The 12763-nt window shown below is 59.0% G+C and carries 12 protein-coding genes; 11 read left to right on the top strand and 1 reads right to left on the bottom strand.

From position 1 onward, the window contains the following. From FQ320_RS24400 to FQ320_RS24455, 11 genes are all read left to right on the top strand, one after another. On the top strand, positions 1–447 hold a 447-nt coding region (locus FQ320_RS24400), incomplete at its 5' end, for a DDE-type integrase/transposase/recombinase (protein WP_148475876.1). Positions 448–923: 476 nt separating this feature from the next. Continuing rightward, positions 924–1229, top strand: coding sequence for a hypothetical protein (locus FQ320_RS24410; protein ID WP_148475878.1), 306 nt, complete (start codon positions 924–926; stop codon positions 1227–1229). Positions 1230–1368: 139 nt separating this feature from the next. Further along, positions 1369–2220, top strand: coding sequence for a sensor histidine kinase KdpD (locus FQ320_RS24415; protein ID WP_187394072.1), 852 nt, complete (start codon positions 1369–1371; stop codon positions 2218–2220). A 310-nt stretch (positions 2221–2530) separates the two neighbouring features. Then, the gene (locus FQ320_RS24420) at positions 2531–2968 is read left to right on the top strand and encodes a pseudoazurin (protein ID WP_148475880.1); all 438 of its coding nucleotides are present in this window, start codon (positions 2531–2533) and stop codon (positions 2966–2968) included. Between the two features lie 553 nt (positions 2969–3521). After that, the gene (locus FQ320_RS24425; protein ID WP_148475881.1) at positions 3522–5732 is read left to right on the top strand and encodes a NosR/NirI family protein; all 2211 of its coding nucleotides are present in this window, start codon (positions 3522–3524) and stop codon (positions 5730–5732) included. 11 nt (positions 5733–5743) lie between these two features. Further along, positions 5744–7684, top strand: coding sequence for a TAT-dependent nitrous-oxide reductase (gene nosZ / locus FQ320_RS24430; RefSeq protein ID WP_148475882.1), 1941 nt, complete (start codon positions 5744–5746; stop codon positions 7682–7684). Positions 7685–7713: 29 nt separating this feature from the next. Further along, positions 7714–9045: a nitrous oxide reductase family maturation protein NosD gene (locus FQ320_RS24435; protein WP_148475883.1), complete on the top strand. Its 1332-nt coding sequence runs from the start codon at positions 7714–7716 to the stop codon at positions 9043–9045. After that, positions 9011–9907: an ABC transporter ATP-binding protein gene (locus FQ320_RS24440; RefSeq protein WP_148475884.1), complete on the top strand. Its 897-nt coding sequence runs from the start codon at positions 9011–9013 to the stop codon at positions 9905–9907. Before FQ320_RS24435 ends, FQ320_RS24440 begins: the two co-directional genes overlap by 35 nt. Further along, complete coding sequence (locus tag FQ320_RS24445) at positions 9904–10728, top strand: ABC transporter permease (RefSeq protein ID WP_148475885.1); 825 nt, start codon at positions 9904–9906, stop codon at positions 10726–10728. Before FQ320_RS24440 ends, FQ320_RS24445 begins: the two co-directional genes overlap by 4 nt. After that, entirely contained in the window at positions 10725–11291 is a 567-nt protein-coding gene (locus FQ320_RS24450; RefSeq protein ID WP_148475886.1) for a nitrous oxide reductase accessory protein NosL, read from the top strand. Before FQ320_RS24445 ends, FQ320_RS24450 begins: the two co-directional genes overlap by 4 nt. Before the next feature lie 4 nt (positions 11292–11295). Further along, entirely contained in the window at positions 11296–12204 is a 909-nt protein-coding gene (locus tag FQ320_RS24455; RefSeq protein WP_148475887.1) for an FAD:protein FMN transferase, read from the top strand. A gap of 112 nt (positions 12205–12316) precedes the next feature. Here the strand turns inward: FQ320_RS24455 and FQ320_RS24460 are convergent. Beyond that, positions 12317–12763, bottom strand: a 447-nt coding sequence (locus FQ320_RS24460; RefSeq protein ID WP_148475888.1) for a DDE-type integrase/transposase/recombinase, incomplete at its 5' end; no start/stop codon positions are given.

Raw genomic sequence — 12763 nt, forward strand, 5'->3', positions numbered from 1 at the left:
AAGGGTCGAACGCACTGGCTTTGGCGCGCCGTCGATGCCAATGGCGATGTGCTCGATATCCTGGTTCAATCGCGCCGCAACAAGGTCGCCGCCCAGCGTTTCCTGCGCAAACTCATGAAACGTTGGGACCAGCCTCATGTCCTCGTGACGGATAAGCTGCGATCCTACGGCGCGGCCAAGGCGGAGATCGCACCCGGGATCGAACACCGCCAGCACAAAGGGTTGAACAATCGGAGCGAAGCGTCCCACCGGCATACCCGAAGACGCGAGAAGATCATGGGCCGGTTCAAATCCCCGCGCCAAGCGCAGCGATTTCTATCCGTGCATGATCAGATCGCCAGCTTGTTTCGCCCCAAACGCCATCGCCTGTCTGCCAAATCCTACCACCACGCGAGGTCCGATGCGCTCGACCTCTGGACAGGCTATACTGCAGAGCTGACGGCCTGATTGCCGAGATCACCCAAAGGTTTGGTCGAGCGGCAACAACCTGACAAAGCCCGCGTTGCAATTCGCAGTATGCGCGCCAAGCTGGAGGATGACCCAGGCGACCCCCGCCTTCTCATCAATGAACCGGGGATCGGATACAGGCTGGTGGATGTTCCAGCAGCTGAATAGCCCATCTGGAGAAATTCAAGGGGCTCGTGTTGATGTCAAAAACGAGCGTTTGTTGATCGTACCAGACGGCTGCGCAGGACATTGTAGTCCTGCGTCATGCTGAAGGTGATGGCACCGCGAATAATTGCTCAGGATGCCGGGAACCAAGGCAGTATATATGCCGTTGTTTTTCATAAAGAAAGTATGGAAAGGTTTTCTAATCTTGGCTTTGAGTGAAAGGTTTTTGCAAATCAGCACTCGCGCCCTCGTTCATTAGAACAACCATAGCGGGACATCCCGATTTTTTTGCGAACGTGAGGAGTTGATAATTGAATATACCTATTCCCGAGAATGAAGCCGAAAGGTTATCGTTTCTGCACGATATGAAGCTCGACCTATCGCTGCCTTTCGAAGAAATCCAAGGGTTGTGCAAAGTGGCATCGAACTTGGTAGGCGCGCCTATTGCTCTGGTCACTTTAATTGATGAGACCCACCAGAGTTTTCTAGCCAGTACCGGCTTAGACGACATACGGGAAACCGACAGAGAAGTTTCCTTTTGCACACATGCAATCATGGAAAGCCGCCAATTTGAGGTGGTAGACATTCTACTTGACGCCCGACGCCCGGTTTGCTGAAAATCCGTTCGTATTAGGGGCTCCAGGCATTCGGTCTTACCTGGGGACTGTTTTGGAACCTAAACCTGGAATGCGCCTAGGCACTCTATGCGTTCTAGACCTAAAATCCAAAATATACTCTGATGAGGAAAAGGCGGCCTTGTCAAAACTAGGGCAAGCAATCACCGCTCTTTTGATTTCACATCGTGAAAAGTTGGAATTATTAAACTACTCTACGGAACTTTCGTCCAAAAAGTCAGAAATGTCTGAATTGACGGCTTCGCTCCGAAGCGCAATGGAAAATCTGGTCGTTTCGGAAAAGGTCAGAAGCGAGTTGCTCTCGGTGGTTAGTCACGAACTTCGTACGCCACTAACCTCGATTATGGGTGCGCTAGGCTTGATGAAGAATAATTTCCTGACAGCAGAACCGCAAATGACACTGCGTCTGATAAGTGTCGCCTACAAAAACAGCCGGCGTCTTCTTTCCTTAGTAGAAGACATCCTAGACATCCAAAAAAACGACTTCGATAACCCAGAACCCGAGCTTGTTCCAGTCGATCTAACCGAACTCATCGAGACTTCAGCTGAAGCATATCAGAACTATGCCGCGGATTCTGATGTGACATTGACGGTTTTAGGTACGGGTCCGTCTTGCGTTGTGAATGGTAATAAAATTCTATTGGATCGAGTTATCGCAAATATTCTTTCGAACGCCTTCAAATTCTCAAAACGGGGGGGCAATGTGGAAATAAGTCAACACTGCTTTGATGATGGACCGCAGATCGCTGTAAGAGATAACGGTGCCGGCATTCCAGAAGGCTCGAAGGAAAAGGTATTTGGACTTTTCTCACAAGTGGATAGTTCTGACACCCGCGCCTCGCAGCGTGGGACCGGGCTGGGGATGCATATCTGCAAGAAAATACTGAAGCAGCATAACGCCACAATTGACTATAAAAGCGAGCTTGGGATCGGCACGACGTTTGTGGTGACATTCCCTGCGCTCGTCACGTGAGAACCGTCGTGCCAATAGAACTGAAGCGTTGTTTAAGTTCTATGACTGAACCCCGTCAAAAATGGGAGGAATGCTCGTAGGTTGCGACAAAGTATGCTTGAACATGCGACGGCGTACGTCTGCACTTAGTCCCAGGCTGGATTTGTTCCGGCCTTCACCCTTAAATCGGATGTACAGACTCCATACATACAGCATGTTTCAGACGGGCCGCACGATCAGACGGGCCGCGCGGAGTGTCGGGTAACGCCCAGCACTGACAATATCGCATCTGAACTGGATAACGGACCCGACGACAAACAAGGAAAATACTATGAAACTGAAAAATATCCTCGCCGCCTCGTTGGTTGCCCTCGCCCCGGTGCTGGCCTCTGCCGAAACCTTCGAGGTTCATATGCTGAATAAGGGCGAGGCCGGTGTGATGGTGTTTGAACCCGCCTTTGTTTCGGCACAGGTAGGCGACACTGTGGTCTTTCGCGCAGTCGACAAAGGCCACAACGCAGAAAGCATCAAGGGTATGTCTCCCGAGGGCCAGGAGCCGTTTGTCGGAAAGATCAACGAGGAGGTCCAGGTCGAATTGACGACTGAAGGCATGATCGGCGTCAAATGCAAGCCGCACCAAGGTATGGGCATGGTCATGGTCATTCAGGTTGCGGACTCTCCGGTTCCGGATGATTTCCTAAAGGCCAAGTTGCCGGGCAAGGCCAAAAAGACGATCGAAGAGATTTTAGCCGCGAACGGGCTCGACTGACAGAACGCGGTTCCTAGAGGCTGTTTGCCCACCTGCGGCGCGGGTACAGCGCTGCAGGTGGGCAAATCCTGAACGCGCGTTCAGGCAGGTGATCCGGCAACGGATCCCCGCATTTTTGATACGATACTCTCCCAACATTCACCTATTGCCCGGATTTTCCGCAGTGCTGCACCCATCGCCGGCGTAAGTGTCGGAAAATCCGCGCGGGCCCCGCCAATAAACCGAATTTAATCGTTAATCTTTGCGCTAGAACAAAGAGTGTCATTCCGCCAGCCCTTAGATCCACTGGCATGACGTACACTTATACTCAATTCTCGAATCGGATCGAACCGGTCGCGTTGAAAAAGGTTGTCCCCCAGCCCGTACCGAAGGCTGCGCGCAATCCCGGTCGGCCGATGCCCGTTCTCGCGCCAGCCTGCCTTTCGGCGTGGCGAGTAACTGCCGGGGCGCCGGTTGCGAAGTTGACGCGCCTTCATGTGATTTTTAGCGATTATTCGGTTGCCGGCTATCCGATGTGCAGCGACGGGCGACCCCTTGCAAGGGACGTCGACGAATGAAGACTTTTCACACCCTTTTGAAAACCCTGACCGTTTTCGCCTTGATGCTTTTGTTCGGCCTTCCGGCGGCAGCGCAGTCCGTTCTGTCAAAACTGGTTCCCGACGTCGAGGTCGGGCAACTGGTCGAAGGTGCAGAGGCCTTCGGGAGCACCCATCAGGACATCCCGGCAATTCAGATCCTCAAGGACGGAAAACAGATCGGCTGGGCGTTCGTCACGTCCGATTTCGTGTCGACCACGGGGTACTCGGGCAAGCCGATCCATACGATGGTCGCCGTTGACAATGCGGCGCAGGTCATCGGCGTGCAACTGGTCAAACACTCGGAACCAATCGTGTTGATCGGCATCCCGGACGCCAAAGTAAGGGCGCTGGTGGCCAATTACCGCGGGCTTGATCTTGTGGCCGAGGCCGAATCCGGCGGCACGGCGCACCAGCTCGATATCATTTCAGGGGCGACGGTCACCATCATGGTGATCGACGATTCAATCATCCGTGCAGGCATCAAGGTTGCCCGACAACTTGGTCTCGGTGGTCTTGCCGTCGAGGAACAGGGCACCGGGCCGCAGTTCGAGATCGATCCGGGTGCCGAAGCCGCCGCCGACTGGATGACGCTTGAGGGCGACGGCACCCTGCGGCGTCTTTCGCTAGACGTCGGGCAGATCAACGCCGCCTTCGCCGCGATGGACGATCCGCGCGCCGCCAAACGCGCCCTGACAGAGGCCCCCGAGACAACATTCATTGAAATGCAGGCGGCGCTGGTGTCGCACCCGGCCATCGCGCGCGTCCTGCTGGGCGATGCAGTCGCGGAAAATCTGGAGGATTGGCTGGAAGAGGGCGAACACGCGATCGCCATTTTCGGGCGTGGCCTCTATTCCTTCAAGGGCTCGGGCTATGTGCGAGGTGGAATCTTTGACCGGATCGTATTGATTCAGAACGATGTTTCGGTCCGTTTCCGCGACCGGTTGCACAAGCGCATCAACACCATCGCCGCCGAAGGTGCGCCGGTTTTCAACGAATCAGACATGTTCAAGATCCCCGCCGACAGCGGGTTCGACCCGACCCAGCCGTTTCGCATTCAGCTTCTGGTGCAACGCGATGTGGCGGCGATCGAAAGGGTCTTCACCACCTTCGATCTGGGTTACCAATTGCCGGCGAAATACCTGCGTTCCATCGCGCCCCCACCCGCGCCCGCGGTCCCTGCGGGTGTCGTCGAAGTGACAACCCAGACCGAAGCTGACGCGCATCAGGCGCTGTGGAAACGGATCTGGGCTGCCAAGACCACCGAAATCATTGTTCTGGCCATCATGCTGACCCTGTTGACCGGCGTGTTCTTCTTCCAGTCGCTTGCCACGCGCAACGAACGCGTCTTCTTCTGGTTCCGCATCGGGTTCCTGACGGTCACATTGGTTTATCTGGGCTGGTATGCCAATGCGCAGCTGTCGGTCGTCAATCTGATGGCGCTGTTCGGGTCGCTGGTGTCGGGGTTCAGCTGGCAGGCATTCCTGCTCGACCCGATGACGTTCATCCTGTGGTTCGCGGTGGCGGCGGCGCTGCTGTTCTGGGGGCGAGGAGCCTATTGCGGCTGGCTGTGCCCGTTCGGCGCCTTGCAGGAATTGCTGAACCGCGTGGCCAAGGCGCTGCGGATTCCGCAATGGACGCTGCCCTGGGGGCTGCACGAACGTCTGTGGCCGCTGAAATACATGATCTTTCTCGGACTTTTCGGCGTGTCGCTGACCAGCATCGAACAGGCCGAGCGTCTGGCCGAGGTCGAACCGTTCAAAACCGCGATCATTCTTAACTTCGTGCGCGCCTGGCCCTTCGTCGTCTATGCCGTGGGGCTGCTGGTCGCGGGGCTGTTCGTCGAGCGGTTCTTCTGCCGTTATCTTTGCCCGCTGGGTGCGGCGCTGGCGATTCCGGCGCGCCTTCGCATGTTTGACTGGCTCAAGCGGTATAAGGAGTGCGGCAATCCGTGCCAGACCTGCGCGCACCAATGCCCGGTACAGGCGATCCATCCGACGGGTGAAATCAACCCGAACGAATGTATCAACTGCCTGCATTGTCAGGTCCTGTACCAGTCCACCACCACCTGCCCGGTGGTCATCAAGAAGATGAACCGCCGCGCCAAGGTTGGCGCCGTGCCGGATCTGGGACGCACAGCCGCCATCGCCGGGCACCCGAATTTACAAAAAGACCAACCCGTCAACTGAAGGGACAGAGAATGTCTGACACCAAAAGACTGCCGATTTCACGCAGGAATCTGCTGGGGGCAACCGCCGGGGGTGCCGCCCTCGCCGGGGCATTCGGCACGCGTGCGATGCTGACCGGCGGTGCCGTTGTCGGAGCCGCGACCGTGGCTGCCACGACCAGCGCGCGCGCCGCCGCCGGAGCCGAGGTCGGTCCGGGCCAACTGGATGAATTTTATGGCTTCTGGTCCTCGGGTCAGTGCGGCGAAATGCGCATCCTCGGCATCCCGTCGATGCGCGAGTTGATGCGGATTCCGGTGTTCAACACCTGTTCGGCCACCGGCTGGGGCATCAGCAATGAGTCCAAGAAAATCCTGACCGAGGGTTTGCTGCCCAAAACCAAGGAATATCTGGCCGCCAACGGTCACGAATTCCCGCCCAACGGCGATTTGCACCACCCGCATATGTCGTTCACCGAAGGCACCTATGACGGTCGCTATCTTTTCATGAACGACAAGGCCAACACCCGTGTCGCCCGTGTGCGCTGCGATGTGATGAAGTGCGACAAGATCATCGAGATCCCGAACGCCAAAGCGATCCACGGCTTGCGTCCGCAAAAATGGCCGCGCACCAACTATGTCTTCTGTAACGGCGAAGACGAAGTGCCGATGGTCAACGACGGCAAGATTCTGGACGAGCCGGAAAAGTACGTGAACTTCTATACTGCTGTGAATGCTGACGAAATGACCGTGGCATGGCAAGTCATGGTGACCGGTAACCTCGACAACACCGATTGCGACTATGAGGGCAAATACGCCTTCTCGACGTCCTACAACTCGGAAATGGGCATGAACCTTGCCGACATGACCGAAGCCGACATGGACCACGTCGTCGTCTTCAACATCAAGGAAATCGAGAAGGGCATCGAAGACGGTGACTTCATCGAGCTGAACGGCGTCAAGGTGATCGACGGGCGCAAGGGACAGAACAAGAAATACACCCGCTACATCCCGATCCCGAACAACCCGCACGGCTGCAACATGGCACCCGACAAGATTCACCTTTGCATCGCGGGCAAACTGTCGCCAACCGTGTCGGTGATCGACGTGCGCAAACTGGACGCAGTGTTCAACGACGAAGCCGAGCCGCGCAGCGTCGTGGTGGCCGAACCGGAACTGGGCCTCGGGCCGCTTCACACATGTTTTGATGGTCAGGGCCGCGCCTTTACCACGCTGTTCCTCGACAGCCAGGTGGTGATGTGGGACATCGAAAAGGCGATCCAGCTCTATAACGGCGAAGATGTCGATCCGATCATCACCAAGCAGGACGTGCATTACCAGCCCGGCCACAACTCGACGGTGATGGGTGAAACGCTGGAGGCCAGCGGCAAGTACTATCTGACGATGAACAAGTTCTCGAAGGACCGGTTTCTCAATGTCGGACCGCTCAAGCCCGAGAACGAACAGTTGTTCGCGATCGACGGCGACAAGATGACCCTGATCCACGACGGGCCGACCTTTGCCGAACCGCACGACGCGATCCTTGTTGATCCAAGCAAGGTAAACCCGAAATCGGTCTGGGATCGCAACGACCCGATGTGGGCCGACACCCGCAAGCAGGCCGAGGCCGATGGCGTCGATCTGGATGACTGGCAGGAAGAAATCATCCGCGACGGCAACAAGGTGCGGGTCTACATGTCCTCCAACGCGCCCAGCTTCTCGCTGGAAAAGTTCACGGTGCAGCAAGGCGACGAGGTGACGATCATCGTCACCAACCTCGATGACATCGACGATCTGACCCACGGGTTCACCCTGGGCAACCACGGTGTCGCAATGGAGATCGGGCCGCAGGCAACTGCATCCGTCACGTTCATCGCGGCACAGCCGGGCGTCTTCTGGTACTATTGCCAGTGGTTCTGCCACGCGCTCCATATGGAGATGCGCGGCCGGATGTTTGTCGAGCCAAAGGCGAGCTGATGCAAACCCAACCAAAGGCGAGCTGAGCCATGTTGCGTTCCCTGATCCTTGCGCTGTCCCTGTCGGTCGCGCTGCCCCTCTGGGCAGCCGATATCGACGTGGTGCCCGGATCGGGGAGCCTTGCCAAAGCCATCGCCGGGGCCAACCCCGGCGATGTGCTGATCCTTGCACCCGGTCGCCATGAAGGGGCCGTCACCATCGACCGTCCGCTGACCGTGACCGGGGAGATCGACGCGATCATCGACGGTATGGGGATGGGCACCGTTGTGACCATCGATGCCGAAGACGTCACCATCCGCGGGCTGACCGTCACCGGATCGGGGCTGAGCGGCGAAACACTGGACGCCGGCATCAAGATCCTGAAACAGGCCGACCGCGCCGTGATCGAAAACAACCGCGTGCTGGGCAATCTGCACGGTATCGACGTGCATGGCGGGCGCGATGCGCAGGTGCGCAGCAATACCATCGAGGGCACCCGCAACCCGCGCATGAATGATCGCGGTAACGGTATCTATATCTGGAATTCTCCCGGAACGCTGGTCGAGGGCAATTCGGTTCGCTGGGGGCGCGACGGCATCTTTTCCAACGCCTCGCGCACCGGCATCTATCGCGATAACCTGTTCCGCGACCTGCGGTTTGCCGTGCATTATATGTACACCAATGATTCCGAAGTGTCGGGTAATGTGTCCATCGGCAACCACCTTGGCTTTGCGATCATGTTCTCGAACAAGGCGATCGTGAAGGACAATCTGAGCCTGTCGGACCTCAGCCATGGCGTGATGCTGAACTATGCCAACAATGCCGATGTCTCGGGCAATCTGGTGCGCGGCGGCACGGATCGCTGCACCTTTATATATAACGCGCACAAGAATCTGATCTATGACAACCGGTTCGAGGGCTGCAACATCGGCATCCATTTTACCGCCGGGTCCGAACGCAACGTGCTGACCGGGAACGCCTTTATCGGCAACCGGACGCAGGTGAAATATGTCGGCACACGCGATATCGAGTGGAGCTTTGAAGGGCGCGGCAATTACTGGTCGGACCATCCCGGCTTTGATCTTGGCGGCGATGGCATTGCCGACAGCAGCTTTCGCCCGAACGATCTGATGGATCATATCCTGTGGTCGCAACCCGCCGCTGCCCTTTTGACCGGTGCCCCCGCGGTACAGCTTATCCGTTGGGCCCAGTCCAGCTTTCCGGCAACCCTTCCCGGCGGTGTGGTTGACAGTGCGCCGCTGATGGTCGCGCCATCCATAACCGTTGCCCCCGAATACACCGCCATGGAGGCCGAAGCGGTCGCCCGGCGGAATGAAAGTGACCCCGATGACTTCGACGTTAACGATCTCGCGTCTCACTAAGGCGTTCGGCGGGGTCAAAGCCCTGTCCGATGTCTCACTTGCCGTGGCGCCGGGCGAGCGTGTGGCATTACTCGGCCACAACGGCGCCGGTAAATCGACGCTGATGAAGGTGATCCTCGGGTTGATCGCACCCGATGGCGGGGAGATCTCGATCTGCGGCGCGGCACCGGGCAGTGCGCAGGCCCGCGCCCAGGTCGCCTATCTGCCCGAGAATGCGGCCTTTCACCCGGCCCTGACCGGGCTGGAACAGATCACCCAGTACATGCGCCTGCGCAATCTGAACCCATCGGGCGCGATGGAGCTGCTTGGCCGTGTCGGGCTGGCGGGCGCGGCGAAACGACGGATCGGCACCTATTCAAAGGGCATGCGCCAGCGTGTCGGATTGGCGCAGGCGTTGATCGGGCAACCCCGCCTGTTGGTGCTGGACGAACCGACCAGCGGCCTTGACCCGGTGTCGCGGCGCGATTTCTATGAACTGCTGGACGGGCTGGCAGCCGATGGGGCGGCGATCCTGCTGTCCAGCCACGCCCTGACCGAGGTTGAGGCGCGCACTGATCGGCTGCTGATCCTGTCGGGTGGCCGGATGGTCGCGCAGGGCACATTGCCGGACCTCAGGCGCGAGGCGGCACTGCCCGTGGCGATGCATCTTAGCGCGATCAACGGCTATGAGGGCGATATCCTTGCCGCCCTGCCCGGCGCGATCCGGGTCAATGGTGTGCTGCACCTGACCTGCGCACAGGATGAAAAGCTGACCACGCTGGCGCGCATTTCAGCCCTGACCGACAAGATCGCCGATCTCGACGTGATCCCGCCCAGCCTCGAGGATATCTACAGCCATTTCAGCCGGAGGGACGGCCAATGATCGCCCGCATCCTAGCCACGGCTACAACGGAGATCCACATTGCGCGACGCAACCGCTGGGTGCTGATCGCGGTGCTGTTGATGGTCGCCTTCTCGCTGGTTCTGTCTGCCGCCGGATCGGCCCCGACCGGAGTGCTGGGGGCGGACCGTCTGTCGGTTGTCGTTGCCTCACTCACGTCGCTGTCGGTTTATCTCGTGCCCTTGGTGGCGCTGTTGATGTCGTTCGACGCCGTGGCCGGCGAGGTCGAACGTGGCACGCTGCCACTGCTGCTGACCTATCCGGTTGCCCGCTGGGAAATCCTGGCGGGTAAGCTGGTGGCGCATACTGCTATTCTTATTGTCGCGATCGTGGCGGGCTACGGCGCGGCGGCGGTGGTCGCCATAGCCGCCGATCCCGCGGCGCTGGCAGGTCTGGGCGCCCTCTGGCGGCTGACCTGGACATCCGTCTTGCTCGGCGCGGCCTTCCTCGGGTTCGGTTATGCGCTGTCGTCTCTGGCGCGCCGGGTTTCCGGTGCCGCCGGGCTGGCGATCGGGCTTTGGCTGGGCATGGTCGTGCTCTACGATCTGGGGTTGCTGGCCGCTGTCGTGGCCGACAATGGCGGCCTGTTCACCACCCGGATCTTTCCGGTCGCACTGCTTGCCAATCCGGCCGATGCGTTTCGTCTGTTCAACCTGACCGCAGCACATGCCACGGCGGCTGCCTCGGGTATCGGCGGCGCAGCCAACGCCATTCCACAGTGGCAATCTCTGGCGTCCATCGTCATTTGGCCGCTGGTCTCGCTGGTTCTGGCTGCGATGGCCTTTCGAAAGGGCGAGCCATGAAAGCCGCCCTTGTCGCCATCGGCCTGCTTGGCCTCACGGCTTGCAGAGAAGAGACCGCACAAGAAACCGCGGCTCTGCCACTGACTGAAGAGGCCGTCGGGCACTATTGTCAGATGGATCTGCTGGAGCATGAAGGCCCGAAGGCGCAGGCCCATCTGGCCGGATTGCCCGGCGCGCCGCTGTTTTTCAGCCAGGTGCGCGATGCCGTGGCCTATACCCGGATGCCGGAACAGAGCCATGAAATACTGGCAATCTGGGTCAATGACATGGGCGCGCCAGGGGCCACTTGGGATACGCCCGGTCCGACCAACTGGATCGCCGCAGAAGATGCAATTTATGTCGTTGGCGGGCGCGTCATGGGCGGGATGGGCGCGTCCGAACTCGTGCCATTTTCGGACCCTGCCAAGGCCGCCAGTTTTGCCGAAGTCAACGGCGGGCAGGTCATGCGACTGGCCGAGATTCCCGACACAGCTGTTCTGGCGCCTGTCGAACTGGACAACGAGCCGGATGAAGCCGATTTTGAACAGCGCCTTCGCGACCTGTCGCGTAAATCCGAAGGATGACACCATGACCAATCGTCGCCGCTTCCTTGCCATCAGCGCTGCCGCCATCGCCATGCCGGGGATGGGCCGCGCGGAACCAATCCATGTCTGGCAGGGCGTTGCCCTTGGCGCGCGCGCCACATTGCGTCTGGCTCATCCCGACGCCAAGGCGATCAGCGCCCGTGTTGCCGCCGAAATATCGCGGCTGGAAGATATCTTCAGCCTCTATCGTGCGCAGAGTACCCTATCGCAACTGAACCGCACCGGTGCGATGCAATCGCCGCCGTTCGAGTTGCTGGAATGCCTGTCTGTGGCGGGTGTGGTTCATGCCGCCAGCGACGGCCGCTTTGATCCGACCATCCAGCCGCTTTGGGCCTGCTACGCCGAGGCTTCGGCAAAAGGCAGGTTGCCCAGTGATCGCGCCATCGCCGAAGCCAATGCGCTGACCGGTTGGCAAGACGTCACTTTCGATGCCTCGGTCATCACGCTGCGACCGGGCATGGCGCTGACCTTGAACGGAATTGCTCAGGGCTATATCGCCGATCGCGTGGCCGGGATGCTGCGTGCAGAGGGATTGACGAACATCCTCATCGACACCGGAGAGTTCCACGCGCTTGGCACCGATCCCGACGGCAATGCCTGGCGCGTCAAGCTTGCAGCGGGCGGTGACGTGCCCCTTGCGGCGCGCGCCCTTGCCACCTCTGCGCCGCTCGGCACAACTTTTGACGAAGACGCGCGTGTCGGACACATCCTTGATCCGCGCACCGGAATGCCGACGCAGATGCAATGGCGCGAGATCACGGTGTCCGCCGCCTCTGCCGCCCTTGCCGACGCGCTTTCGACAGCGGCTTGTCTGTTCCAGATGCAGACAGAGATTGTCAGTTGTGTCGAAAAATTTCGCAATGCTCGGATCGAGAGAATATCGGCTGCCTGAACCTCACGGTAAAGTTTGTAGGCTTCCTTGCACTGGAGCGGTCGGTCACAATCGGGCAACCGGCTTTGTCACGTTGTTGACGCGCGACCAAACCTTTGGGTGCTTTCGGCAATCAGGCCGTCAGCTCTGCGGTATAGCCTGTCCAGAGGTCGAGCGCATCGGACCTCGCGTGGTGGTAGGATTTGGCAGACAGGCGATGGCGTTTGGGGCGAAACAAGCTGGCGATCTGATCGTGCACGGATAGAAAGCGCTGCGCTTGGCGCGGAGATTTGAACCGGCCCATGATCTTCTCGCGTCTTCGGGTATGCCGATGGGACGCTTCGCTCCGATTGCTCAACCCTTTGTGCTGGCGGTGTTCGATCCCGGGTGCGATCTCCGCCTTGGCCGCGCCGTAGGATCGCAGCTTATCCGTCACGAGGACACGAGGCTGGCCCCAACGTTTCATGAGTTTGCGCAGGAAACGCTGGGCGGCGACCTTGTTGCGGCGCGATTGAACCAGGATATCGAGCACATCGCCATTGGCATCGACGGCGCGCCAAAGCCAGTGCGTTCGACCCTT

The organism is Oceaniovalibus sp. ACAM 378 (assembly GCF_008085915.1).
In the GTDB taxonomy this organism is placed as follows: Bacteria; Pseudomonadota; Alphaproteobacteria; order Rhodobacterales; family Rhodobacteraceae; genus Oceaniglobus.